The 24,418-nt window shown below is 70.9% G+C and carries 20 protein-coding genes; 7 read left to right on the top strand and 13 right to left on the bottom strand.

Annotation, left to right across the window (positions count from 1 at the left end):
* Positions 1 to 9: 9 nt before the first annotated feature.
* The 3 genes from C4V41_RS37055 to eccCa are packed head-to-tail and all read right to left on the bottom strand — an operon-like array spanning position 10 to position 5,424.
* The gene (locus C4V41_RS37055; protein ID WP_103960666.1) at positions 10 to 1,110 is read right to left on the bottom strand and encodes a transglycosylase SLT domain-containing protein; all 1,101 of its coding nucleotides are present in this window, start codon (positions 1,108 to 1,110) and stop codon (positions 10 to 12) included.
* Positions 1,107 to 1,439: a hypothetical protein gene (locus tag C4V41_RS37050; RefSeq protein WP_103960665.1), complete on the bottom strand. Its 333-nt coding sequence runs from the start codon at positions 1,437 to 1,439 to the stop codon at positions 1,107 to 1,109. Before C4V41_RS37050 ends, C4V41_RS37055 begins: the two co-directional genes overlap by 4 nt.
* Positions 1,426 to 5,424 carry a type VII secretion protein EccCa gene (eccCa, locus tag C4V41_RS37045; RefSeq protein ID WP_103960664.1) on the bottom strand — a complete coding sequence of 1,333 codons (3,999 nt, stop codon included), beginning with the start codon at positions 5,422 to 5,424 and terminating at the stop codon, positions 1,426 to 1,428. The genes C4V41_RS37050 and eccCa overlap by 14 nt, the downstream gene beginning before the upstream one ends.
* A 101-nt stretch (positions 5,425 to 5,525) precedes the next feature.
* Between eccCa and eccD the strand changes: the two genes are divergently transcribed.
* On the top strand, positions 5,526 to 6,986 hold the full coding sequence (eccD, locus tag C4V41_RS37040; RefSeq protein WP_235030616.1) for a type VII secretion integral membrane protein EccD: 1,461 nt from the start codon (positions 5,526 to 5,528) through the stop codon (positions 6,984 to 6,986).
* 4 nt (positions 6,987 to 6,990) lie between these two features.
* On the opposite strand, the gene C4V41_RS37035 is transcribed toward eccD, so the two are convergent.
* Positions 6,991 to 7,425, bottom strand: a complete 435-nt coding sequence (locus tag C4V41_RS37035) for a YbaB/EbfC family nucleoid-associated protein (RefSeq protein WP_146103930.1) — start codon at positions 7,423 to 7,425, stop codon at positions 6,991 to 6,993.
* 119 nt (positions 7,426 to 7,544) lie between these two features.
* Here C4V41_RS37035 and C4V41_RS37030 point away from each other — a divergent pair, with 119 nt between their 5' ends.
* Genes C4V41_RS37030 through C4V41_RS37020 form a run of 3 tightly spaced genes read left to right on the top strand, consistent with a single transcriptional unit; the run spans position 7,545 to position 9,317 of the window.
* Positions 7,545 to 7,877 (top strand): hypothetical protein, encoded by a 333-nt coding sequence (locus C4V41_RS37030; RefSeq protein WP_103960662.1) that lies wholly within the window; start codon positions 7,545 to 7,547, stop codon positions 7,875 to 7,877.
* Entirely contained in the window at positions 7,877 to 8,827 is a 951-nt protein-coding gene (locus tag C4V41_RS37025) for a hypothetical protein (protein ID WP_146103929.1), read from the top strand. The genes C4V41_RS37030 and C4V41_RS37025 overlap by 1 nt, the downstream gene beginning before the upstream one ends.
* 49 nt (positions 8,828 to 8,876) lie before the next feature.
* On the top strand, positions 8,877 to 9,317 hold the full coding sequence (locus tag C4V41_RS37020; protein ID WP_103960660.1) for a YbaB/EbfC family nucleoid-associated protein: 441 nt from the start codon (positions 8,877 to 8,879) through the stop codon (positions 9,315 to 9,317).
* Between the two features lie 36 nt (positions 9,318 to 9,353).
* On the opposite strand, the gene C4V41_RS37015 is transcribed toward C4V41_RS37020, so the two are convergent.
* Genes C4V41_RS37015 through C4V41_RS36990 form a run of 6 tightly spaced genes read right to left on the bottom strand, consistent with a single transcriptional unit; the run spans position 9,354 to position 13,725 of the window.
* Positions 9,354 to 10,724, bottom strand: coding sequence for a hypothetical protein (locus C4V41_RS37015; protein WP_103960659.1), 1,371 nt, complete (start codon positions 10,722 to 10,724; stop codon positions 9,354 to 9,356).
* A 22-nt stretch (positions 10,725 to 10,746) separates the two neighbouring features.
* Positions 10,747 to 11,163 carry a hypothetical protein gene (locus C4V41_RS37010; protein ID WP_103960658.1) on the bottom strand — a complete coding sequence of 139 codons (417 nt, stop codon included), beginning with the start codon at positions 11,161 to 11,163 and terminating at the stop codon, positions 10,747 to 10,749.
* Positions 11,160 to 12,629, bottom strand: a complete 1,470-nt coding sequence (locus C4V41_RS37005) for a DUF6861 domain-containing protein (protein WP_103960657.1) — start codon at positions 12,627 to 12,629, stop codon at positions 11,160 to 11,162. The genes C4V41_RS37010 and C4V41_RS37005 overlap by 4 nt, the downstream gene beginning before the upstream one ends.
* Positions 12,629 to 13,003: a hypothetical protein gene (locus tag C4V41_RS37000; protein ID WP_103960656.1), complete on the bottom strand. Its 375-nt coding sequence runs from the start codon at positions 13,001 to 13,003 to the stop codon at positions 12,629 to 12,631. The genes C4V41_RS37005 and C4V41_RS37000 overlap by 1 nt, the downstream gene beginning before the upstream one ends.
* A 43-nt stretch (positions 13,004 to 13,046) precedes the next feature.
* Positions 13,047 to 13,358 carry a WXG100 family type VII secretion target gene (locus C4V41_RS36995; RefSeq protein WP_103960655.1) on the bottom strand — a complete coding sequence of 104 codons (312 nt, stop codon included), beginning with the start codon at positions 13,356 to 13,358 and terminating at the stop codon, positions 13,047 to 13,049.
* Positions 13,359 to 13,389: 31 nt separating this feature from the next.
* Positions 13,390 to 13,725 (bottom strand): WXG100 family type VII secretion target, encoded by a 336-nt coding sequence (locus tag C4V41_RS36990; RefSeq protein ID WP_160150517.1) that lies wholly within the window; start codon positions 13,723 to 13,725, stop codon positions 13,390 to 13,392.
* 258 nt (positions 13,726 to 13,983) lie between these two features.
* On the opposite strand from C4V41_RS36990, the gene C4V41_RS36985 reads away from it, so the two are divergent.
* The gene (locus C4V41_RS36985) at positions 13,984 to 15,117 is read left to right on the top strand and encodes a hypothetical protein (protein WP_103960653.1); all 1,134 of its coding nucleotides are present in this window, start codon (positions 13,984 to 13,986) and stop codon (positions 15,115 to 15,117) included.
* Between the two features lie 6 nt (positions 15,118 to 15,123).
* Positions 15,124 to 15,936, top strand: coding sequence for a hypothetical protein (locus C4V41_RS36980; RefSeq protein WP_103960652.1), 813 nt, complete (start codon positions 15,124 to 15,126; stop codon positions 15,934 to 15,936).
* A gap of 11 nt (positions 15,937 to 15,947) precedes the next feature.
* On the opposite strand, the gene eccB is transcribed toward C4V41_RS36980, so the two are convergent.
* Both eccB and C4V41_RS36970 read right to left on the bottom strand, forming a co-directional pair.
* On the bottom strand, positions 15,948 to 17,363 hold the full coding sequence (gene eccB / locus C4V41_RS36975) for a type VII secretion protein EccB (protein WP_235030615.1): 1,416 nt from the start codon (positions 17,361 to 17,363) through the stop codon (positions 15,948 to 15,950).
* A gap of 82 nt (positions 17,364 to 17,445) precedes the next feature.
* Complete coding sequence (locus tag C4V41_RS36970; RefSeq protein ID WP_103960650.1) at positions 17,446 to 18,852, bottom strand: alpha/beta hydrolase; 1,407 nt, start codon at positions 18,850 to 18,852, stop codon at positions 17,446 to 17,448.
* A 79-nt stretch (positions 18,853 to 18,931) separates the two neighbouring features.
* Here C4V41_RS36970 and C4V41_RS36965 point away from each other — a divergent pair, with 79 nt between their 5' ends.
* Complete coding sequence (locus tag C4V41_RS36965; protein WP_103960649.1) at positions 18,932 to 19,495, top strand: ArsR/SmtB family transcription factor; 564 nt, start codon at positions 18,932 to 18,934, stop codon at positions 19,493 to 19,495.
* Positions 19,496 to 19,502: 7 nt separating this feature from the next.
* Here the strand turns inward: C4V41_RS36965 and C4V41_RS36960 are convergent, their stop codons facing one another.
* Positions 19,503 to 24,134, bottom strand: coding sequence for an FtsK/SpoIIIE domain-containing protein (locus C4V41_RS36960; RefSeq protein ID WP_103960648.1), 4,632 nt, complete (start codon positions 24,132 to 24,134; stop codon positions 19,503 to 19,505).
* Positions 24,135 to 24,418 lie beyond the last annotated feature (284 nt).

Below are 24,418 nucleotides of genomic sequence, written 5' to 3'. Positions count from 1 at the left end.
TAGGTCGGATCAATAACCGACGTAGCCCAGGCCCTGCTTGCTGTTCACCACACCCGGCACGTTGGACACCGAGCCGTAACGCTCGATCGCGTACCGGACACCGGCGATGATGTTGTCCACCGGGTTGTAGATGTCCCCGTGCCCCGCCAGCTTGTGCGCGTTGAACGTCGGGTCGATGGTCTGCATCAACCCCTTCGACGGCGTGCCCTTGGCGGCGTTGGAGTCCCAGTTGTTGATCGCGTTGGGGTTCCCGCCGGACTCGTGCTTGATGATCATCCAGATGTCGCTGGCGTTCATCTTCGAGGCCGGCACCCCGTTCTTGGTCAGGATCGCGATGGCCTGCTCGATCCAGTCCTTGACCTGCCCGGTCGGCGCGGGCCCGCCACCGGCCGGCGGCGGCCCGCTGGGGCCGTAACCGCCGAAGCCACCAGAACCACCGGTGTTGCCCTGCAGGTTGGTGCCGCCGCCCTTACCGCCGCCCTGCTGCTGGTAACCGGGCTCGGGCTTCCAGTCGATCTTCCGGCCGTTCTCCGGGACGAACTCCTGGGTGGTCACGTCGGGGATCGAGCGGAAGGTCACGCCGCGCTCGCTGCCCAGATAGCGGTTGATCTCGCCCTTGGCCTTGGTCACGGCCGCGTCCGCCGAGTTCACCCAGGGCTGGGCGTCCGTCTTGGCCTGGGCGACCAGCTTCTTCAGCCCTTCGTCGGCCCCGTCGTTCGGGGCGTCGGGGTTCTTGTTGAAGAACTGCTTCTTGTACGTGGCGGCGTTGGTGTTCAGGTCCCGGAGGATGGCGCTGATCTCGCTGTGCGACGTACGCAGCGCGCCGGCGGCGTTGTTCAGCGACGCCGCGGACTTCGTCAGGGCCGACTTCAGGTCCCCGGCGGCGGTGCCGTACTTGCGCATGTAGGTGTCGAACTGATCGGCCGAGCGGCCCTGCCAGGCGTTCGCCACGTTCTGGACCGCCCCGGACAGCGCGCCGGCGAAGTCGTCCATGTCGCCGGACAGGCTGACCCATTCCTTCGCGATCGACTCGATCGTGCCCGGTTTGCCGGTCACCTTGCGCAGCATCGCGTCGAGCTCGGCGCCGCCCGGCAGGTGGGAGACGCTCATGAGGTGGCCTTGTGCGCCTTGCGGATGTTCTCCTCCACGTCGCTGAGTCCCCGTTCCGCCCCGGCGAGCTTGTTGCGGGCGTGGTCCATCTCGCTGACGACCGAGCTCCAGACGCCGGTGGCCTCCGCGGCCAGCCCGGCGGAGTCCTTCAGCTCGCCGAACAGCTCACCGCCGATGGGCACCCGGTTGTTGCGCAGGTCGCCGTTGTCGTCGTACAGGAGCTTGCCGGGGTTGCTCTCCTTGAGCGTGTCGTCGTACTGGCCGCCGGCCTTCCTGATGGCCGTGCGGCACTTGTCGAGCGCCGAGAGGTGAATGTCAAGGTCTGCCATGTTCTCCTGTTCCTCTTTCGGCGTCCAGGAACGCGGTCTGCATCAGGCGCGCGCCGTAGCGGCGGTCCACGAGGTGGCCGCGGCCGGGCGGGAGCGGTGACGGACGCACGTTGCCGAACAGGTATCCCTCGTCCTTGCTGCCCGACATGAGCAGCGCGGGCGTCGCCATGTCTTTCATGCGCTGGATGACCGGGTCGAACATGGCCCGCCCCGCGCCGCCCATCTGGCGGGCGATCACCAGGTGCAGCCCGATGTCGCGGGCCTGCGGCAGCAGGTCCACCAGCGCGTGCAGCGGGTTGGACGACGTGGCCACCAGGTCGTAGTCGTCGACGAAGATGTACAGGTCGGAGCCCTGCCACCAGCTTCGGTCGCGCAACTGCTGCGGCGTCAGGTCCGCCGGGGGCAGGCGGCTCAGCAGCGCGCTCTTCGCGTCGTTGATCAGGTCGGCCGCGGCCGCGCTGGAGGCGGCGTAGCCGATCCGGTGCGGGGTCGCCGCCGAGTCGAGCAGCGCCCGCCGGTAGTCGATGACGATCATCATCGCCTCGCTGGGCTGCTTCCTCGCCACCACGCCCTCGCCGATGAGCCGCAGCAGGTTGGACTTGCCGCTCTCGTTCTCGCCGAACACGATGAAGTGCGGGTCGGCGTCGAAGTCGAGCGCGACCGGGGCCAGCGACGCCTCGTCGATGCCGATCGGGATCCGCTGCGGGTCGTCGGGCAGCGCCGACAGGGGCAGGATGGCGGGCAGCAGCCTGACCGGCGGCGCCGGCGGGCCCTGCCAGGACTCCCGTACGGCCTGCACCAGCGCGCGGCCGCCCGTCGCCAGGTCCGAGGAGTTCTGCACCCCGTCGATCCTGGGCAGCGCGGACAGGAAGTGGAACCCGTCCTTGGTCAGCCCGCGGCCCGGCGTCCCCTCGGGCACGGCCAGCGCCTGCTTCCTGCTGACCTCCGACTCGTAGGCGTCGCCGAGCTTGAGCTCGACCTTGGTGCCGAGCAGGTCGCGGATGCTGGGCCGGAACTCCGACCACTTGTTGGTCGCGCCCACGAGGTGGATGCCGTAGCCGAGCCCGCGCGCCGCGATGTCGGTGATGATCGGCTCCAGCGTGTCGAACTCCTGCCGGAGCGTCAGCCAGCCGTCCACCACCAGGAACACGTCGCCCCAGCCGTCACCCTGGATCGCGCCCTCCTCGCACAGCCGGCGGTAGGAGGCCATCGACTCGACGCCGTGCTCGCCGAAGTCCCGCTCGCGCTGCTCCAGGATCCCGCCGACCTCGGCCACCGTACGGCGGACGCGGTCACCGTCGAGACGCGTGGCCACGCCGCCGACGTGCGGCAGGCCCTCCAGCGAGGCGAGCGCGCCACCACCGAAGTCGAGGCAGTAGAACTGCACCTCGCGCGGGGTGTGCATGAGCGCCATGCTGGCCACCAGCGTCCGGATCGTGGTGCTCTTGCCGCTCTGCGTGCCGCCCACCACGCCGACGTGGCCCGCGGCGCCCGACACGTCCAGCCAGAACGGGTCGCGGCGCTGCTCGAAGGGCTTGTCGACGATGCCGATGACCGCGTGCAGCCGGCCCCTGCCCTGCCAGCCGGCCGTGGTCAGGCCGTGCTCGGGCGTGACCGACAGCGGCGGCAGCAGGTGCGCCAGGGTGGGCGGCTCGGACAGCGGCGGCAGCCAGATGCGGTGGGCCGCGGGGCCGTTGTTCGCCAGGCGGCCGACGACGACGTCGAGCAGGCTGCGCTGGCCGCTGGAGGCCGGCTCGTCGTCGGGTTCCAGCGGCAGCTTGACCGGGCTGGTGATCTCGGGCAGCGGCATGTAGGCGGGGCCGTACTCGACGACCTCGCGGATCGGCGCCTGCCCGTCGGCGGCGACGGCCTGGGAGGGGTCGCCCTGGTAGGCGCCCGACACGTACGCGGCCTTGAACCTGGTCATGCCGGTCGTGTCGAACTTCAGGTAGCCGTTGCCCGGCGCCGACGGCAGCTCGTACGCGTCCGCCACGCCCAGCACGACCCGGCTCTCCATGGCGGAGAAGGTCCGCAGGCCGATCCGGTACGACAGGTGCGTGTCCAGGCCGCGCAGCCGCCCCTCCTCCAGCCGCTGGGAGGCCAGCAGCAGGTGCACCCCGAGCGACCGGCCCAGGCGGCCGATCATCACGAACAGGTCGATGAACTCCGGCTTGGCCGCCAGCAGCTCGCTGAACTCGTCCAGGACGATGAACAGCGTCGGCATCGGCCGCAGGTCCACGCCCTGCTCACGAGCCCGCTCGTAGTCGCGCAGCGAGGCGTAGTTGCCGGCCGAGCGCAGCAGCTCCTGGCGGCGTACCATCTCGCCGTGCAGCGCGTCGTGCATACGGTCGACCAGCGGCAGCTCGTCCTCAAGGTTGGTGATGACGGCCGAGACGTGCGTCAGCGTCTCCAGGCCGAGGAAGGTCGCGCCACCCTTGAAGTCGACGAGCACGAAGTTGAGGATCTCGGACGAGTGCGTGATCGCCAGGCCCAGCACGAGCGTGCGCAGCAGCTCCGACTTGCCGGAACCGGTCGCGCCGATCACCAGGCCGTGCGGCCCCATGCCGCCCTGCGCGGACTCCTTGATGTCCAGCTCGACCACGCGGCCGTCGGCGCCCATGCCGATGGGCACCCGCATCCGGTTACGTCCAGCCCTGGGCTGCCAGGTGACCGCGGCCTGGAGCAGCGCGGGGTCGCCGACGCCGAGCAGGTCGGTCAGCGTCATGTTGGTGCTCAGGACGTCCTGCGCGTCGTTCCCTGAGCCCGCGGAGGCCCGCAGCGGCGCCAGTTGCCTGGCCAGCCCCTCGGCCCGCGCGTAGTCGAGCTGGTCGGGGTCGCCCAGCCGGGTCGTGGACTGCTTGCCGGCGTGGTCGATCTTGACCATGTGGAACCCGTCGGCCCGGATCTCCAGCCGCAGCGTGCTGGCCTCCTCGACCGCCCCGGTCGCGTCCGACAGGTCGATCACCGTGACGCCCTGGATGGCGTCGGTGCCGAGCTGCGAGTCGTGCGGCACGTGCCCGCCGTCCACGATCACCACGTGGTACGGCAGCGCGTCCGCCGCCGGCCCGGCCCGGAACCTGGCGCGCTCCTTGAGCTCCTCGCCCACGAGCTGGTCGAGCTGGATCATGCTCTCGCCCATGAGGCGCACCTGCCCGGCCGCGTCCATCTCGTCGGGATGCAGCGCGTGCGGCAGCCACTTGACCCAGTCCCAGTGCGGCATCGACTCCTTGCCCGCGCACACCAGGATCCGCATGTCGTCGGGGGAGTGGAAGGTCGCGAGCTGCGAGACCATCGCCCTGACCAGGCTCCGCACCGCGCGCGGGTCGCCGGTCATCCGGATGCGGGCGAAGGAGTTGAGCGCGACCGCCACGGGCAGCCCGGCCACCGTGGAGTGCGCCCTGACGAACCGGCGCAGCGCGCCCGCGGTCAGCGCGTCGAGGTCCTCGACCGGCTTGGTGTCGGGCGGGATGAGCTGCACGGCCAGCTTCTGCACGCCCGTGCCCAGCCGTACGGTGCCGAAGTCGTCGTCACGCGGCCTGCGCTCCCACAGGCGCGGCCCCATGGCCACCCACCACAGCGTGTCGGGGGCCGGGCCGCTCCACTCCAGGGCCTCGCGCTGCTGCACGGCGGCCTTGCGGACCCGCTTGCGGATCTGCGACAGGTAGCGGAAGTAGTCACGGCGCAGGCCGTTCAGCCGGTTCTTGCGCTCGCCGGCGTTCCGGCCGAACTGGCCGACCGTCATGCCGAGCATCGAGACGGCGAACAGGCCGCTGGCGACGTACATGATGGGATTGGAGTTTCCGCCCGCGGTGAACATCAGCCCCATGGCGGCGGCTCCTGCCAGCATGGGCACGTACATGAGGACGCCCATCATCCCCGCCGGCTGCAGTTCGGGGATCTCCGGCGGAGATTCCAGCAGGATCTCCCCACGCGGTGGCTGGGGGCTGGGACGGCGTTCCGGACGCCGTACGACGACGATGCTCACTGACGGGACAACCCTCCTGTCACCTGGAACACTTTCTTACCAGACCCGCCGTCCCTATATGTTCGCCATGTCGGATTTAGCCAGTCAGACCTGGAGTGGCCGTGACCTCGCTCGCCCACCAGCCGATGCAGCCGATGCAGCCGATCCCGCCCATGCACCAGGGTGGACAGCCGCAGATGCGCGCGCCGCTGGCGCCACTGTGCCACGTCACGATCGTGGCCCCGCGCCGCAGGGTGGACCTCGCGCTGCCCGCTGACGTGCCGCTCCCGCACGTCCTGCCGGGGCTGCTGCGCGCCGTCGGCGAGGCCGGCGGCGACGCCGCGGGCGCCCCCGGATGGGTGCTGCAGCGGCTGGGCGGCTCGCCGTTCGACCTCGGCCAGACGTTGTCGCAGCTCGGTGTGCTCGACGGGGAGATTCTTTACCTGCGGCCGCGTGAGTTCACGCTGCCGCCCGCGCTCTACGACGACGTGGCCGACGTGGTCGCCACCGGCGTCAAGGACAGCACGGGCAAGTGGGAGGGCCGCCACACCAAGGCTCTCGGCTCGGGCGCGGCGGCCGTGCTGCTCGCGCTCGGCGCGCCCGCGCTGGTCCTGTCCGGCAGTGAGCCGCTCGGCGTGACCGTGGTCGCGGGCCTGCTCGCGCTGCTGCTGATCGGCGTCAGCGCCGCCCTGTCCAGGGCGGTCGGCGACTCCTCCGCGGGCGCGATGGTCGGCTACGCGGCGCTGCCCTACGCCTTCCTGGCCGGTCTCTACGGCCTGGCCAGCGGCGCCACCCTGACCGGGTTCGGCCCGCCGCACATCCTGGCCGCCCTGACCTGTACGGCGCTCGTGGCCACCATCGGCGGCACGGTGGTGGCCGACGGGGTGCCGGGCTTCCTCGGCACCGCCATCGCGACGGTGGCGGGGGCGATCGCCGCCGCCGTGGTGATGGTGTTCGGGGTGCCCGCCGCCGGCACCGCGGCCATGACCGTGACGGTGCTGATCGCGCTCAGCCCGCTGATCCCCTCGCTGTCGTTCCGGATCGCCAGGGTGCCGCTGCCCTCCCTGCCCACCAACGCCGAAGAGCTGCGGGCCGACAACCAGCGGCTCGAAAGCGAGGGCATCCTCGCCCGCACCGCCCAGGCCAGCCGCTACGCCACCGGCATGGTCACCGGCATCGCGCTCACCGCGATCGGCGCCCTGGCCTTCCTCATCGCCACGCCCGGCTGGATGGCGCTCTCGATGGCCATCGTGCTCTCCCTGGTGCTGCTCCTGCGCGCCCGCGTCTTCCACGGGCTCGGCCAGCGGCTCTGGCTGCTCTGCTCGGGCCTCGGCGGGCTGGCCGCCCTGGCGATCGCGCTGAGCGCGGGCGCGGGCACCGTGACCGCGTCGGCGGTCGTGATGGCGCTGCTCTGGGTGGCCATGCTGGTCGTCGGGCTCGGCGTGTGGCTGCCCAACGGGCGGCCGTCGCCGTTCTGGGGCCGGGCGGGCGAGATCGTGGACGTCATCCTGCTGATCGCGCTCTTCCCGCTGGCCCTCGGCGTGCTCGACGTCTACACCTGGATCCGCGGCCTGTCCGGCTGAGCCCTCAGTCGTCGTAGGGGTCGCGGTCGCCGAGCCGGCGTATCCGCTCGTTCCTGTCGCCGGTCTCCGTCCTGAAGGCCTGGTGGAACTCCTCGAACTGGCGCTGGATCTCCTCCAGCCCGACCAACTGCGAGTCCGGTACGGCCAGCAGTTCGCGGGCCTGCCGGTCCTGGTCCTCCTGGGCCTTGCGCACCGCCTCGACGACCTCCTCGGCCAGCGTCGTGACGTCGAGACGGAGCACCCTGGGCGCGAGGACCATGCTCTGGAGCCGGCCGTCGGCGTCCACGACGGCCTTGGCCAGTCCGCTGCGGCTCTCGCCCGTGCCGGTGATCTGCCGCAGGTCTCCCGCCGCCCCGGCGAGGCGGAGCAGCTCGCGCTCGTTCTCCTTCAGCAGCTCTTCGACATCGTGCTCGTTGTAGTCCATGAGACGCCACGTCACCGGCGGCCGGTTAACCGGAGGCGAGCTCGGGCCGACGGATTGCTGAACCGGCCGTGAAGATCGCGGAAGCCGCCTCTCGCACCGGCGGAAATGGACAACAATCACGTTTTGTGTCGAATATGCAGCAGGCTCCCAGCAAGCCACCGGTCTCAGGTCAGGAGATCTACGTCACGTCGTCCACCATCGCGCACACGCGCAAGCGTGTCGATGAGGAGCTGGGGCCGGCGATCCAGTTCGTTCACGCGATCCAGCCGATGACGGCCGTGGACGGGCTCGGCTTCGGGGCGATCGGCGGCATGGTGATCGGGGGCGCGTACGAGGAGTTCCGCCGCTGGCTCGACACCACGCTGACCGACGCGGAGAAGGCGGTCCAGGACTGCTCGGGGGCCCTCGACCGCGCCAAGCGCAACTGGCGGGCGGCCGAGGAGGCCAGCATCGTGAGGTACCGCTGATGTCCGACCCGTGGTCGCACACCCGGCCTGTCCCGAACCAGCCGCTTCCTGGCAACCCGTACGCGACGCCGCCGGGCACGCCGACCACGCCGCCCACGAGCGGGGGGTTCGGGCCGCCGCGGGCGCCGGGGCCGCAGGGGTTCGGGGCTCCCACGGCGGGGCCGTACAACACTCCGGCGCCTCAGACGGTGGCCGCGCGGAATCCGTACATGCCGTCGATGGGCGACAAGGCGCTCAAGGTGCTGAAGCGGGCCGGCAAGCTCAGCCTGGGCCTGTCTCCCGCGATCGCCATCGCGGGCGGGATGCTGGCCAACGAGCCCGGCATGGCGTCGGCGGTCAGCGCCATGGACAGCGGCATGTCCTCCCGGCTCGACGACGGCATCAAGCAACTGCTCCCGCAGCTTCTCAACGCGTCCAGGGACGGCTGGATCGCCATGGACCGGGACGAGTTCGAGAAGTGGATCTGGACCTTCCACCGGGAGATCGGCGCGCTGCGCAACGTCATCTCCAAGGGCAGCGGGATGCTCGACGAGGTCGCGGCGTCGTACCGGAGCTTCTGGACGTGGATCATCCGCATGTCGTTCGCGGCGATCGGCCTGCTCGTCATCGCCAAGGGGCTGCAGCGGGTGCCCACGACCTCCGTGTGGGGGCTGCTGCTGGAGCGGTACATCACCGCCGAGGTCAACGTCGGCACGCTCTTCCTGGCCACCTCCGTGGCCAGCACGCTGAAGGAGGGCGGTGACGTGCTCTCGACGATGGTGAAGAAGGACCACCAGTTCGGCTACGTCGTCCCGGGTGGCGACGCGGCGATCGACTTCAAGTCGATCACGATCGACGCCAAGGAGTATCCCTCGTTCGCCGAGCCCGCCAAGAACAGCGGCCTGCCGCCGCGCTACCAGGACTTCGACTGGATCGAGCCGAAGAGGTCGAAGCCCACCCCGGCCTCCTGAGGATACAGTTGGGGCCGCAAACGGCTTTTGTGGCGAATGAGGGGTTGGCATGCTCGACCGGGAACTCGGGGCCCTGGACCTCGACAAGATCCTCAAGAACGCCGACCAGCACATGCGGCGGGCCGTCGAGTTCCAGGAGACGCTGCACAAGCTGAAGGGCCGCGCGGAGGACGAGGACGGGCTGGTCGCGGCCGAATACGGCAGCGGCGGGCTCCAGGAGCTCACCCTGCACCCCAAGGCCATGCGCCTGACGTCGGGCGAGCTGGCCGAGCGCGTCAAGGAGGTCATCGCGGAGGCCGCCTCGGACCTGCAGCGGCAGGTGTCCGACGCCATGGCGGAGGCCTTCGGCGAGGAGAACAACCCGATGCGCTTCGGCCGCGGGCCCGAGGGCACCATGGAGGCGGTCCGGCAGGCCGAGTCCGCCTACAACCGCTCCCATGAGGACATCATGGGCGAGCTGGACAAGATCCGTCAGCGCATGGAGGGCTGAGCCCGGCCCACCTCTCGGTGGACCGGGGGCCCTACGTCAGCCGATGCGGTCGGGGCTCGTCGGGCGCGGGCAGGACCAGACGTCCCCTTCGGGGTCGTAGATCTCGCGGTCGCGCTCGTTGGCCTGCTCGCTCGCCCCGCCGCCCATCCCCATGCCCGGGTACATCATGCCCGGTCCCATGGTCGACGGCGTGCCACGGAGCACCGAGGGAGCCGCGGCCGACGACCCGCCGTTGGTGCCGAACCAGCTTCCCGGCCCGTTCTGTCCGGGAACCGTGTTGAACGGGGTGTTGTTCGCCGGGTTCTGGAACACCGGGGGCTGAGTGACCACGTGGGGCTGTGACTGGCCCGGGTAGTTCGTGGTCGGCGTGGTGGTCGTGGTCGGCGGCGTGGTGGCGGTCGGCGGGCCCGCGTCGGCGAGCTCCGACGTCCTCGGGGTGTCCGCGCCGATCACCGGAGGCACGCTCTGGTCGTCCGGGTCCTTGCCCTGGCCCTGCCCGGTGTCCTGGCCCGGGTTCTGCCCCGGATCCTGGGGGTTGTCCGGGTTCTGCGGGTCGTTCGGGTCATCGGGGTTGTTCGGATCCTGGCCGGGGTCCTTGCCCGGGTCCTTACCGGGATCCTGGCCGGGGTCCTGATCGTCCTTGCCACCGCCGCCCGGGCCGCCTGGGCCGTCCGTGTCGCCCTTGCCGTCCGAGCCGTTGGAGCCCGTCGAACCGTTCGAGCCCGTCGTGCCCGTCGTGCCGTCGCCGCCCGAGTCGCCGCCGGTCCAGTACTGCGTCTGGCCCGTCGGCGTCTTCGTGCCGCTGCCGGGGTCGAGCTTCGGCGCGTTCTCGGTGTCGACCACGAGCGGGGTGATCTCGGGCACCTTGAACGCCATGCCGGCGGCCATCTGCGCGTTCAGCTCGGTGATCTTGACGTTCAGCTTCTCCAGGTGGGTCCTGGCCGCCTGGTCCACCATGAACCCGAGCTGGTTGGACGCCGGGAGGAGGGTGTCCGGCTCTTTGTCGACGTCGCTCGTCGCGCCGGCGAACGTGGCCGAGGGCATCGTCGTCTTGTACGTCCGGAGCTGCCGGCCGTACTCGGCGATCGGCTTGCCGGTCTTCTCCATGGCGTCGCCGAGCGCGGCGGCGCTGGCGTGCAGCAGCCGCAGCGCCTTGAGAGCCTCGGTGGCCCCGTCGCCGCGCCAGACCTCGGCCAGCTCCTCGGCGGCCTTGAGCAGCGTGCCTTCGAGCCCGGACTTGCCGGCGATCACCTTGGCGGCCTGAACGAAACTGTCCCCGGCCCGCTCGACGCGGTCGGGGTCGGTGTTCTTCAGGTAGGAGACGACCTGCGCCCTGGTGACGAAGATGCCGGGCTTGGTGTCGCCGAGGTATTCATAGATCTTGATCGGCTTCCACTCGTCGCCCATCTACGCCACCTCTGCAGTCATGTTACGCACTGCTGTCCTTGTGCCCTTTTTCGTAATTGGTGATGGCCGTTTCGACCGCTCCGGCCCACTTCTCGACGTACTCGACGAGCTCGCTGTAGCTGTCGATGAACGCCTTGTACGCCTGCTCGACGTTGCCGCCGAAGTTGTTGGCCACCTCCCACTTGCCGGTGGACTCGGGCCCGACGTTGCCCAGCCCGGCCGTCTGGGCGACCGTGCCGGGGCCGCTCCACGTGGCGCTCATGTTCGGCTGCGGGCTCCCGTACACGGGGTCCAGGTTCTTGCGCAGCCGGGAGATGGCGTCCCTGACGGCCGTGTGGTCGACGGTCGGGCCGCCACCGCCCGGGCCGAGGCCGGGGAAGTCCTTGGCGAGCTCCAGCCCAGGGGGCGGCGGGCCGCCCCCTTCGTCCGCGCGACTCATGCCTTGCCTTTCCGCTCACCGTTGATCAAGTGAATGGTCGTCGACACGTCACTCATGAAGTAGTCCTCGTCCTCCAGAAGGTACGTGGTCCGCTCCTTCTCGTCCCGGTCCCCGCCGCCGGCACCCCGGCCGGCGCCGGCCAGCGACGTCATGGGGAGCATGCCGGCCCCGTTGCCCATGCCGCCGCGCAGGCCGGCCGCGTTCACGCCGGCGCCCGGGCCACCGGTGCCGAAGCCGCCGTTGCCCGCGCCGGAGCCGCCGTACGGGTTGCCGATGCCGGTGCCGTTCGGCAGCCCGGTGGACGGATTGGACGAAGGATGGGACAGCGTGGAGGGGTCGGGGAGCCCGGCCAGCGACGTGGTCGGGGTGTTGAGGCCGTCCGGGGTCTTGAGCCCGTTCGGGCCGCCGTTCACGCCGTTGGGGTCGTTCAGCCCGGGGATGTTGAGGTTCTGGCCGTTCGGCCCGTTCACCCCGTTACCGCCGGTGCCGTCCGGGCCCGTCCCGATGCCCGCGCCGACGTCCCCGTCGCCGATACCGTCGCCGATCCCGTCCAGGTCACCGGGGAGGTTGCTGGTCGGGTCGTCGATGTTCATGCCGGGGATCTGGTGCTCATTGGGGTCCCGCAGGCCGTCCTGGTTCAGGCCGTCGAGCCCCACACCCTTCGTGGGGTCGAACGGCTGGTTCAGGCCGTCCGGCAGGTTGGCGTTGACCCCCTTGCCCCCGTTGAACGGGGTGGTGGGCAGATTCGGGGACAGCGCGGTGAACTGCGGGATGTCGGTCCTGAGCTCGACCGGGTACACCTCGTTGTTCAGCTTGGTGTCCTGGCTCAGCAGCTTGATGGCCTCGGCGGCCTTCTTCCTGTCCTGCTCCTCTTTCGAGTCGCCGATCAGGTTCAGGAACGGGACGTCGCTGAAGATGCGGGTGATGCCGCCGGCGACGAGGCCCACGGCGGCGCCGATGGCCGCGCCGGGCACCGCTCCCACACCGCCGAAGAAGGAGCCGATGGCGGCCCCGGCGATGCCGAACTGCAGGGCGCTCTCGCCGTACGAGATATCGCTGCCGGGATCGTCGGGCACGTCGCCCCTGGCCGCCGACAACGTCTTGGCGTGGAAGATGAGCGCGGGGGCGACACCGTGCGGGTTCTTCGGCGGGTTGCTCGCGTCGACCGGCTGGTCACTGATGGTGGTCGAGATGTCCGAGGCCGCCTTGCGCAGCTTGCGCAGCTGATCCTTGACGGTCTTGGCGTCGTCGCCCGCGGTCCAGTGACTGTCCAGCTCCCGCAGGTGCTTGTCGATCACGCCGACGAGGTTGTCGAGGCGGGCCTTGGCCTCCAGGAACTCGGCGGCGGCCTGGCCGATCAGCTGGGGCTTGTTCTTCTCCAGCGTCTGCCTGAGCAGTTCGAGCGTCGCACCGTCGAACTCGGTGTCGTCGATCTGCGTTCTGATGGTCCCCTGATACTCGGCCATCAGACCTGCACCTGCTTGGCTCTGCCCTCGCCGTCGACTTCCATGTCGTCGTAGTTCTGCATCGCCTGCTTGAGCAGGCCGATGACGTTCGCCACCTGGCCGGTGATGTTGGCGTAGGAGCCGGTGACGGTGGTGATGGCGTTGGTGGTGCTCTGCCGGAAGCCCATGGCCGCAGGCCAGAACCCGCCCATGGCGTCATAGTCGCTGCCCAGCTGGGTGGCCGGGCCCGATTCCGTGAAGATGGCCTTCACGGCACCGCCGCCCTGCTTGGCGCCTTCGGCGTTGGGGTCGAGCATTCCCAGCGCCTCTTCCAGGTCGATCCTGGCCGCCTTGATCGCTTTCCTGCTGAGCTCTACTCCACGATCGTCGCCCATGTTCCCCCTACGCCGTCAGGCCCCCAGCGGTGCCGCCCGTGTGCTACTTGCCGTCGAAGATCGAGGCGTTGACCCGCTCGACCTGCTGCATGTTCATGTTCGTGATGTTGATGTTCTTCTTCATCAGATCGACGAACTGCGACATGTCACGGGCCTCGCGCTCCCAGAGCTGGCGGACCTCGTCGAAGACGGTCTTGGTCTGGCCCTGCCAGATCGCGCTCTTGGCGAGCAGGTCCTGCTCAAGCTGCTCGAGCGTGGTCACCATGTCGTTGAAGGCCCGGGCGAAGGCGTCCTCGCCCACGCCGAGACCGGCGTAGTTGACCTTTGTGATGTCGAAAATGTCCTCAGCGGGCATCGCGTCCTCCGGTGGTGCTAGTTGGTGCGGCTCAGCGGCTCATCGGTGCGGCGTTGATCAGGTTGGCGATCTGGTTGATCGCCTCCGTGCGCTCCTGGTTGAACGCGGCGAAGTTGGTGTTGCTGGTCCCGATGTTCTCCGCCAGGCGGCGCAGGCTGCCCAGGATCACGTCCATGCGCTCGTGCCACTTCTTGTGCACGGCGTCGAACGCGGCCTCCGACTGGCCCACCCAGCTCGTCTTGAGCTCGAGGCCCGCCGTGTCCAGCGTCTGCTGGATACCGCGCAGGCGGATCGCCGCGTCTTCGATGAGCTGGATGGCGGCCTTGAGATCGGCTTCACTTACTTGAGTCTGCGGCTCGGCGCCCACAGGGTCTCCCTCCCTTGCTGGTCGGCTGACTTCAGCCGACAGACTGCTGTTGGCGTGTTCGTCACATTAGTGAACTTCAGCCTCTAGCGTCGCATGTGGTCGCCTTAATTTTCCATATCTTCGAGGCGGATCGCGGGTGTATTGCCGGATTGCGGTCTTTTGGGATGGGGCTCCAGGTTGCCCGATCTGTCCGTATCTACCTGTACGACGCTCCTGAGGCTGGCGTAATGTTTGCGACGAACGTGACAAGGGGGACACGTGACCGACCCTTCCTCGCCCAGTGACAGCCCCTTCCCGGATGTCAGCGGTCTCGGCGGCCTTGGCGGCGCCGTCGATCCGAAGTCCGTGGACCCGACCTTCTCGATGAAGCACTCCAGCGTCTCCACGCTGGGCAAGAACGTGGGCAGCTACGGGCAAGACCTGACCACGATGAGCCGCAAGACCAGCGACATCGACATGCACGAGCTGACCTTCGGCGCCATCGGCGGCGGGCTCAACGTGGCGCACCGCTCGGTCCGCGACAGTGCCGCCGAGGCGCTGAAGCAGGCCAAGCAGGTGCTCGACTCGTGGGACCAGGCCCTCGCGGACGCCGCCTCCAACACCAAGGCGGCCGAGGACGCGAGCAAGGCCAAGGACAAGAACGGCGACCCCGGCGGCCTGCCCAAGGTCAAGACCCCCGGCGGGCTCGGTGGGCTCGGCGGCGCGGGCGGCCTGCCCAAGACGCCCGGTATGGGCGATCTCGGCAAGGGCGGCGTCGGCCCCGGCGACCTCGGGCTCGACAAGCCGGGCGGCCTGGACGACCCGAAGCTGCCCGACCAGCCGAAGCTGCCTGACCAGCCCAAGCTGCCCGACCAGCCGGACCTGGAAAAGCCGGACGTGCCGAAGGTGCCGGACCTCGACCAGCCGAAGGTGCCCGACCAGCCGGACCTGAACAACCCCGGCCTCCAGCAGCCGAACGTGCCGGGTCTCGACCAGCCGGACCTGAAGAACCCGGACCTGAGCGGCCTCGACCAGCCGCCCAGGAGCTCCCTGGAGGGCGTCAACCCGAACCTGCCGAACGGCGGCAACCCTTCGATTCGCACTCCCGACCTCTCCCAGCTCGACCCGCGCGCCACGATGCCGCGCACGTCGATCGGCTATCCGGAGGGCGGCGGCGGTAGCGGCTTCGGCGGCGGCTCGGGCGGCGGCGCGACGGGTGTGGGCGCGCCGGGCAGCATCGCCCGCGCGCTGAACAGCGGGATGCCGCCGATGATGCCCATGGGTCCCGGCATGGGTGGCGGGGCCGGCCAGGAGAAGGAGGACCGCGAGCGGGGTCCGAACCTGGGTGAGGACGAGGCCGTCTGGGGCGCCGACGAGGACATCACGCCGGCGGTGCTCGGCAGGGAGGAGTAGGCGACAGTGGCCTACGAAGGGGATTACGTACTCTTCCGGGAGGCTTGGGCGGCCACGGCCGCGGCGTGCGTCGTCATGCCGTACGCGCTGCCCATCCTCGCGCTCATGAGCCTGATGATCGCCGACCCGGCCGAGCAGCACCGGGCGGCGGAGAAGTGGCTCGACGAGTCGCCGGTCGACATGGGCGCGCAGGGCGGCGACTCCAAGACGCCGGCCACGGCGTCGGGTGGCGGCGGCAGTGACCTCGCCTTCCTGCGCGGCGAGCTCAAGCGGCTGTCCAAGGAGATCGGCGAAAAGGACGAGTGGGAGGGCCGGAGCTACACCTCGTTCCTGGAGAAGGTCAACGACCTCGACGGGCAACTGGAGAAGCTCGACCACACCCGGGCCGCCACCGGGGACACGCTCAAGTGCTCGGCCACGCTGTTCCACGTGCTGGCGGTGCTCTGCGCCATCGTCGGGAACCTGCTGGCGATCATGGCGGGCATGCTCCTCGCGGCCCGTTTCACGCCGGCGGCCCCGGCGTGGGAGGCGATGATCATCCGTCAGGTGATCAGCATGCACAAGGTGCTGAAGACGATCTTCAGTAAGCACTGGAAGATGATCATGAAGGTCACCGCCATGATCGGCATCGCGGGGGTCGCCTTCAACCAGTTCACCCAGGACATGCCGTTCATCAAGGCCATGCCGGGCAAGGTCAAGCCCAACCTGATCGAGGCCGGCGCCATCTACGACTCCACCAAGGTGGACATCGTGGACTCTCCGGCCAGCCAGATGAACCTCGGCGACATGGATTCCCCGATCCCCGAGTTCGGTTTCTGACGAGGCTGGGTCTACCGGCCGCCTACGGCCAGTGGCGCCATGGCGGCCTGGGGGTCGAGGGCCGGGCCCTGCGGGATCGCGTGCATGATGCTCGCGGGCACCGGTGTGATGTCCCCGGCCTCGTAGCCGAGCTTGCCGAGCACGTCACCGGAGGGCACCTGGTAGCGCACGCCCTGGTCGGTGATCAGGGACAGCGAGCTGGCCACCGCGCCGAGCTGGCCCTCGCCGGGCAGCAGGCCCGCCACCACCGCGCTGCCCGGCGGCAGCAGGACCTGGTCGTAGCGGCCCTCGACGCCCGAGCTCGACGGCTTGGGGATGGCGATCTTGCTGCCGACCGTGACCTTCGCCGCGACCGAGCCCGTCTGCGTGCCGCCGTACACCGTGCAGAGCGGTGCCGAGCCGGGCACGTTGATCACCTTGGGCATGGTCGCGGGCAGGGTGGGGTCGATGGGCTTCTGGCGCGACGGGGAGGCGTTGGCGGAGGCGGCGTCGATGGGGATGGGCCTGGCCACCTTGTTGCCGTACGCCTTCTTGATGTTCGGGTTCTCCAGCAGCAGCCTGCCCTGGAGCGGGGTGATCGGGGCCAGGCCGTCGGTGAGCAGGACGTACCAGCGCTCCGGGGTGCCCTGTAGCGCCGGGACCGTGAACACCTGGCCGACCACCGCGGTGACCTTGCCGTTGGTGCGTACCTTCCGGCCCAGGCCGGGGACGGGCGGGCCGGCGAAGTCGTGTCCGACCGGCAGCGCGTTCAGCCAGGCCGACGGCACCTTCCTGGGCTGCGCGTTGAGCGCGCGCACGCCGTGCTCGTTGACCCGCATGCGGCGATCGCCCCAGATCACCCAGGTCTGCTGCCCGCCGGAGACCACCATCGCGTCCGAGCCGACCGGCCTGCCGCCGACCTCCTGCCCCCCGACCAGCGACGTGTACGACTTGCTCTCGCCGAGGTTGTCGGTCCCCTCCACCACGCACACCGACCAGGGCGCCTTGACCAGCTTCTCCCGTACGGGCAGCGAGTCGGGCGCCCCGGAGATCCCGATGAGCGGGCCCCGGGCGAAGTCCGCCAGGGAGGCCGCCGTCACGCTGCGCGTGATGACGTCCTGGGAGTTCAGCACGAGCCGCGCCGACACGTAGTTGGCCACCGGCAGCAGGCGCCGCTGCTGCTCGCTGTAGACGTACGAGGCCCCGCTCTCCTCCTCGATCAGGAGTTGCCCGGGATCGGTCAGCTTGGTGGCGTTGCCGGGGCGGACCAGCCCCCAGATCCCGAACACGGCCATCACCAGCACCCCGATGAGGATCCCGCCGAACGTGGCGATGTTCTGCCGCCGCATGGGGGATTCGGGCACGTCGGGCTCGGCCTGCAGCAGCGCCATGCCGAGTCGCTGCTGTTGCAGCCGGTGGGCCTGATAGAGGTCCTTCTTGGTCTGCACAGCCCCTCCCCGTGACAAAACCCGCGCATCAGCATAAACGCCCCGCAGCCCCAGCCGCCCCGCCAACCTCAGCATTCGTCCTTCAGGGGACCAGCAGCCCCCAGTACAGCGCCCATGGCACGAACGCCACACCGCCCGCGAGCAGGAGCCCGAGCCGGACCCTCTCCCCGCGCGGAGCCGGGCGCCGCCATCGCAGGCCGGCCAGGACGGTCGCCACGACGGTCGCGACCGCGAGCGCCTGCAGCACGAGCCAGACGAGCGGCCGATCCGCCACCAGCGGCCCCGGCGCGGACAGCTTCCCGCCGGTCATGACCACGTAGAACAGGTAACCGAACCCGCCCAGCACCGACGCGAGCCCGCCCGCGCTCACCAGCCGCGCCGCCCGCGACGACGGTGCGAGCGAGCGCCCCCTGATCCGCCGTGCCAGGGCCACCACCGGATATCCGCAGAACGCCACCAGGAACAGCACCAGCGCCGCGAGCTGCACCCCCGCCGACTCCCACCACGCGGTGGGCGGCACTCCCACGGAGTCGTCCGCCTGCTCGGGCGCGGGTCCCGAGATCCGCGCCTCGGGCGCCCGGCCCGTCGTCGCCTGGCCCACCCAGCTCCCGACGAGCTCCGCGTATCCGGGGGCCAGCTCGGGCAGCCGGGTGACACCGCCGTCGGGCGTGAGATGCGCGGCGTGGTCGGCGCCGGCGAAGAAGCGGAACGTGTACCGCCGGTTGCCGCCCCTTTCGAGCGCCGCGGCGAACAGCGGCGGGGTCTCCCTGGGCGGGGTCAACAGGTCGTGTACGCCCCAGAGCCCCAGCACGGGCTGCCGCACCCGCGCGAGCACCGCCTCGGAGTCGTAATAGGGCTCGGGGAACATGCCCCCGTCCGCGATCACCCGGTACAGGTTGGGCTCGGCCCGGTCCACCAACGACCCGCCCACGCCAGCCTTGCGCAGCCCGGCGGCCACCGCCCACGCCTGCTGCCTCAGCGGTCGCAGGGCGTTGGCGCCGACCACGATCACGAAGGAGACGTCCTTGGACCGGGAGGCCGCCAGCGGCGCCACCCAGCCGCCCTCGCTGAGCCCCCAGAGGCCCACCTTGCCGGGATCGACCCCCGGTTGCTTCCGCAGCGTCTCGACGGCGCCCAGCGCGTCGTCGGCGAGCAGCGCGTACGACCTGTAGAACAGCGAATAGTCGGTGGAGCGCTTGTCGAAGACCAGCACGGACAGCCCCTGCCGGGCGAAGGCCACGGCCTCGGGCATCAGCTTCTCCCGGGGCGTCCCCGTCCCGGCGCCGTGCACCAGCACGACGCCCGCCCGCGGGCTCTTCGCCGGGGCCGCCGGGCTGATCACGCTGCCGTGCAGCGTCAGGTTCCGGCCGCCCTGGAAGCTCACCTCGCTCACGGTCAGGTCATCCGGTACGCCGGGCGGGGCGGCCGCCGCCGGGAGCGCGGTGAGCAGCACTAAAGCGGCCACCAGGACCGCGAAGATCCGTTTCATACCGCAGAGACTAGTCTGCAGAGAGTTCTCGGCAAAGGAATGTCTGCAGATATCGTTCTGGAGTACTAGCCTGCTCGTCATGAAGGATGAGGAGCCGTTCCTGCTCACCGACCCCGACCGGCTCAAGGCCCTGGCCCACCCCATGCGCCGGCGCATGCTGACCCACCTCAGCGTGCACGGCCCCGCCACCTCGACCACGCTCGGCGAACTGCTCGGCGCCAAGACCGGCACGACCAGCTACCACCTGCGCCAACTGGAGAAGTACGGCTTCATCGAGGAGATCCCCGAACGCTCCTCGGGCCGCGAACGCTGGTGGCGCCGCAGCCCCGACGCCCCCAGGGACATGCGCCTGCCCACTCCCGACCAGCTCGCGCCGGAGAACCGGGCGGTGCTGGAGGAGTTCCACCGGATCGGCTACGAGGAGGACCGCGTCCTGTTCGACCGTTTCCCCGACGCCTACCGGGCCGACCCGGCGTGGGCGCGGGGCTCGCGCGCGCTGGCCCGGATGACCAAGGAGGAGCTGGAGCGGTTCTACGAGGACTACATCGCGCTGCTGAACAGGTACAGCCCGTCGGCCGACGACGCGTCGCCGGAGGCCCGGCCCGTCTACATCCGCCTGTTCACCCTGCCGGCCGACGACTGACCGGCCGTCAGGCGTCGTCCGGCAGAGCGGTCTGGACCGGGGTGACGGTGCCGGTCGTCACGAGGAAGCCGCGCCCCGGGGGGCCGCCGACCGTGCCACGGGGCAGGCGGATGGAGAACAGGTCGCCGTCGGCCTGGCTCTGGACCGACAGGAGCAGTCCCGTACGGGCCTTGCGCGCCTCCGCCACGAACCCCCGGTAGGCCACGGCCAGGTCTCCGGTCGTGCCGGCGATCAGGAGGGCGTGGTCGCCGTCCCGGCCGGACCGCAGGACCTCCTCCAGCGCCGTCCCCAGCGGGGCGTCCGGGTTGATCAGCTCGGCGTCGTCCACGAGCACGACGTAGTGGCGCTGGTCCGCGACCAGTTCGGGCAGGTTCGTGGCGTTGCCGTCGAGCACGGCCAGCGTTCCCTCCAGCTCCCGCAGCGGGCTGCGCCTGGGGGCGACGGCGATGACCGGCGTACCCCGGGCGAGCAGCGACCTTGCGGCCGTGAGCAGCACCGACGAACGGCCCGAGCGGGCCGGCCCGGCGATCACGGCGGCGGGGCCGTGGGCCAGCAGGTCGAGCCCGAGCGGCGCGAGCGCGTCACCCCCCGCGCCGACCAGCGCCCAGAGCGGCGACGGCGGACTGAACGCCGGGTCCAGCGCGAGCGCCTGAGCGGCGGTGACCCGCATCGGCAGAGCATCCACCCGCAACGGCGACGCGGCACCGTTGCGGGTGGCGGCCGCTTTGCGGGCCAGGGACTGGAGGGCCGCCACCTGGGCCGGGCCCGCCGGGTCGGGGTCGAGCAGCGCTATGTGGTGTTCCACGATGCCGTGTTCGCCCATCGACAGCGCCCGCCCCGCCGGCATGACCGCGGGCAGCCCCTTGAGCGGGAAGCCCGCCAGCCCGTAGTCGGCGATGTCCGAGAGCCGCAGCAGCAGGCGGTCGTCGAAGACCGTCGAAACCTGGCCGAGCAGCCCGGACCGGTCGCCCGTGACCACCGCCCTGAACCCCACCGCCGGCCCCTCGCGCAGCAACTGCAGCAGCGCCTCGATCAGGCGGCCGTAGTCGTAGCTCTCGAAGGCGGCGACGAAGCCCTCCCAGCGGTCGAGCATGAACACCAGCCAGGGCAGACGGTGCCCCGCCTGCCGGTATTCGGCCAGCGACGCGTGCCCCGCCTCGGCCAGCAACTGCTGCCGGCGCCCGACCTCGACCCGCAGGCGGGTCAGCAGCCGCTCCACCCGGTCGATCTGGTCGCGGGTCACCACGGCGCCGCAGTGCGGCATGGCCACCAGCGGCAGGAGCGCGCCAGAGCCGCAGTCGACCGCGTGCAGGTGCACGTCCTCGGGGGAGGTGTGGGCCGCGATCGAGCCCGCGATCGTCCGCAGCGCCGTCGATCGGCCGCTGCGCGGGGCCCCGGCGATGAGCAGGTGACCGCCGTGCGCCACGTCGAGCACCAGCGGATGCCGATCCTGCGCCCACGGCCGGTCGGTGACCCCGAACGGCAACGGCGCCACCTCCGCGCCGTTCCGGCCGGAAGCCGACGCGCTCGGATCGGAAGCCGGCCCGTTCCGGCCGGGAGCCGGCACGTCCCGGTCAGGAGCCGGCACGTCTCCGTCGAGGCCCGGTACGTCCAGGACGAGACGGGTGGGGAGCGGGTCCAGCCAGGGGCTCGGCTGGGCCGGGACCCCGGCCAGGTCGGCGGCCTCGATGAGCGCGTCGGCCACCAGTGTGAGGTCCGTGACCGCCGCGTCCTCCTCGTCCGGCTCCCGCGCCGGCGGAAGCGGCCGCCCCAGGGCGGCCCAGTTCAGGTCGAGCACCCGCAGGGCGGCCCCGGTCACCCGCGCCGCCGGCCCGCGCCCGCCCACCCGAGCCGTCTGTACGGACGTCGCCGCCCCCACCCCCGACCTGACGTAACACCGCCCAGGCGTGGACTTGGAGATGTGGGCGGCGTCGGGCAGATCGATCACGTCGGCCGACTCGGCGGGCTCCGTCACCCGCAGGGCGATCCGCAGCGAGGTGTTGGCCTGGATGTCGGCCGTCACCACGCCCGCCGGCCGCTGCGTGGCCAGGATCAGGTGAATGCCCAGCGAACGGCCCCTGCGGGCGATGTCCACCAGACCCGTGACGAAGTCGGGCAACTCCGCCACCAGCGCGGCGAACTCGTCGATGATCAGCACGAGCCGTGGCAGGGCAGGCCCCGTGTAGTCGTCGATGTCCTTGGCCCCGGCCGCCAGCAGCAGGCGCTCCCTGCGGCGGATCTCGGCCGCCAGCGAGTCGAGCGCGCGCTGGGTCAGGTGGCCGTCGAGGTCGCTGACCATGCCGACCGTGTGCGGCAGGCGTACACACTCCTTGAAGGCGGCGCCGCCCTTGTAGTCGATCAGCACGAACGTGAGCTGGTCGGGCCGGTTGGCCACGGCCAGCGAGCAGATCAGCGTCTGCAGCAGCTCGGACTTGCCCGCGCCCGTGGTGCCCGCGATCAGGCCGTGCGGGCCGTCGAGCCGCAGGTCCACCGTGAACGGGCCGTCAGGCCCGGAACCGATCAGGGCCTCGGTCGAGCCCTGGTCCCGCCACCGGGCGGCCAGGTGTTCGCCCGAGGGCTCGGGCAGGCCCATGAGGTCGAGGAGGCGTACCGCGTCGGGCAGGTTGCCGCCGGAGTCGTCCCTGCTCACGTCGCGGATCGGCGCCAGCGCCCTGGCCAGCCGGTCGCACCAGGGGGCCGAGACGAGGTCGCCGAGGACCGGGCCGATGACGTCGAGGCCGCCGCCGCGCAGGCGGACGAGGCCGTCGTCGCCGCACGCGGCCACCGTCTGGCACTCCTCGGGCAGCAGCCGCTGGTCGTCGTCGATGGCCAGCGTGAACACGCCGGAGCGCGGGCCCTGGCGCAGCACCTGCGGCATGCCGGGCAGGCCGCGCAGCACCTGGGCGCCGTCGAGGATCACCAGCACGTCGTACGGGCGTACGTCGTAGGAGGAGAACGTGGGCTTCTCGGGCCCGCCGAGGTCGTCCCAGCCGGACGGGATCTTGCCCAGCTCCGGGATGGAGGTGTTCTGGCGCTGGTCGATGAGCGCCGCCAGCTCCGCGACCCGGCGGGCGGCCGACTCGGGATCGGTGCCCACCAGGGCCACGCAGTCTTCGCCGGCCTGCGGCGAGCAGTGCGGCAGCCAGCGCATCCAGCCCCAGCGCCGCTCGGCGTCGGCGTGCGCCGACACGATCACGATGGCCAGGTCGCGGGGGCTGTGCAGGGTCGCCGCCTGCGCGACCAGCCAGCTCGCCAGGCCGGCCGCGGTGGTGCGGGGGCCCGTCACCCCCGCCACGCCCAGCCTGCGCATGGCCAGCGCCACCGGCACCGAGCGGCAGATCGGCGGATCGATGGGCCCGCCCTGCTCCTCCGACAGCGCCAGGTCGGCGGGCAGGTCGGCGAGCCCGACCCGCAGCCGCAGCACGTCGGAGTCGTGGATCCGGCGCTCCCACAGCCGCCTGCGCGGCCCCGTGGCCGTGAGCAGCACCTGGGCCGGGTCGGGCGCGTCGGACCTGCGCGCCGCCTCGTCCGCGACCCTGGCCCGCTCGACCGCCTCGTCGTACTCCTGGAGCCGTTCGCGGTATTCCCGCATCGCCTTCTTGTGCTGCTTCTTGCCGTGGCGGCGGTCGCTCCACCACTGGCCGATCATGATGACCGGAGTCATGAGGGCGACGAGCAGGTAGTAGGGCTGCCGCAGCGCGAAGGCCAGCGTCACGCCGAGCACCGCGGGCAGCATCGCGGCCAGCAGTTGCAGGCGCAGCCCCTCGTTCCTGCCGGGTTCCTTCGGCTTGACGAGCGTGCGTTCCGGCTCGGGGCGGCGCAGCCGGGGCGGCCGGTTGTACGACACGCCGCCCTCGCTCCTCGGCGCCAGGTGCGCGTCTCTGGGCTCGATCGAGGTCAGCACGAACACCGACGCGCCGCAGGTCAGCACCGCCTGGTCGGGCCACGGCACCGGTTCGGTGAGCGGCCGGCCGTCGAGCTCGGGCACCTCCTCGTAGCCGGCGGCCAGCTCGGCCGCCTCGCGCTCCGCGACCCGCGCCGTGAGCTCGGCGACCTCGTCGGCCCACCGGCCCTTGAGCTTGAGCTTGGGCGCCGCTCCCGGCTGCCGCCAGGCCCGTTCGACGGTGATCGCGTCGGGCGTCACGCGTACGGTCACCGCCTCAGGAGCCAGCGCCGGATCGTCGGCCGCCATCGCGCACATCGGGTCGGAGCCGATGACGTGCACGCCCAGCCCCAGCCGGTGCACCGCCCCGGCGGCGGGCCCGCCCACCACCCGGACCTCCGCGACGCCGCCGGGCTCCTCGACGACGGTGTCGCGGGCCAGCGTGGCTTCGAGGGTGACCTTGTCGCCGTCGCGCAGCACGGCTGTGGCCCTGGCCCGCGGGTCGAGCGGCCGGCCGTCGCGCCACAGGGTGGTGCCGCTGCGCTGGCCGGCCCGCTCGGGGGTGCGCGGCCTGGGGATGTGCGCCGCCGCGGCCAGGCCGTAGGGGGCCCGTGACCTGGGCAGCCGGACGATCTTCGCGAGGGGCCCCTGATCGCTGAGCGCCTCACTCACCTTCGCCACCGTGGCGCCGTCGTCACCGTCGATCATGACGTCACGGTCGCCCTGCCCGCCGAGCACGGTGAGCATGATCCGCATGGTGCCGTCTCCTCGGTCGACTCGGCGGCCCAACGTAGCGCCCCGAGCCCGGTCTGGCGGGCGGGTTGCCGCCAATGGCATGGCATGTGGAACGCAAGCGCAAGGTGTGAAAATTGGTATTCAAGTGGCGACTAGCCGTAAATATCGAGCGGCGTCAACTTGATAGAAACAATAGGCATTGATTATTTCCGGTTGACATCATGTCACCTGCGAAACGAGCATGGGTCCCCGAATTCCACCCCCGCCGCCGTACCAAGCCCGACATAATGGCGTGAATTCCGTAA

It is taken from the genome of Nonomuraea solani (genome assembly GCF_900108335.1).
Lineage (GTDB): Bacteria > Actinomycetota > Actinomycetes > Streptosporangiales > Streptosporangiaceae > Nonomuraea > Nonomuraea solani.
The sequence above is the reverse complement of the archived record's forward strand: the minus strand, read 5'-3'. Positions and strand labels throughout refer to the sequence as shown.

Coding starts and splice junctions, on each gene's coding strand:
- C4V41_RS37030 (WP_103960662.1), top strand. CDS start 7,545: ATGCAGCAGGCTCCCAGCAAGCCACCGGTCTCAGGTCAGGAGATCTAC.
- C4V41_RS36965 (WP_103960649.1), top strand. CDS start 18,932: ATGAAGGATGAGGAGCCGTTCCTGCTCACCGACCCCGACCGGCTCAAG.
- C4V41_RS36995 (WP_103960655.1), bottom strand. CDS start 13,358: ATGCCCGCTGAGGACATTTTCGACATCACAAAGGTCAACTACGCCGGT.
- C4V41_RS37050 (WP_103960665.1), bottom strand. CDS start 1,439: ATGGCAGACCTTGACATTCACCTCTCGGCGCTCGACAAGTGCCGCACG.
- C4V41_RS36960 (WP_103960648.1), bottom strand. CDS start 24,134: ATGCGGATCATGCTCACCGTGCTCGGCGGGCAGGGCGACCGTGACGTC.
- C4V41_RS37010 (WP_103960658.1), bottom strand. CDS start 11,163: ATGAGTCGCGCGGACGAAGGGGGCGGCCCGCCGCCCCCTGGGCTGGAG.
- C4V41_RS36970 (WP_103960650.1), bottom strand. CDS start 18,852: ATGAAACGGATCTTCGCGGTCCTGGTGGCCGCTTTAGTGCTGCTCACC.
- C4V41_RS37055 (WP_103960666.1), bottom strand. CDS start 1,110: ATGAGCGTCTCCCACCTGCCGGGCGGCGCCGAGCTCGACGCGATGCTG.
- C4V41_RS37020 (WP_103960660.1), top strand. CDS start 8,877: ATGCTCGACCGGGAACTCGGGGCCCTGGACCTCGACAAGATCCTCAAG.
- C4V41_RS37000 (WP_103960656.1), bottom strand. CDS start 13,003: ATGGGCGACGATCGTGGAGTAGAGCTCAGCAGGAAAGCGATCAAGGCG.
- C4V41_RS37025 (WP_146103929.1), top strand. CDS start 7,877: ATGTCCGACCCGTGGTCGCACACCCGGCCTGTCCCGAACCAGCCGCTT.
- C4V41_RS37015 (WP_103960659.1), bottom strand. CDS start 10,724: ATGGGCGACGAGTGGAAGCCGATCAAGATCTATGAATACCTCGGCGAC.
- C4V41_RS37005 (WP_103960657.1), bottom strand. CDS start 12,629: ATGGCCGAGTATCAGGGGACCATCAGAACGCAGATCGACGACACCGAG.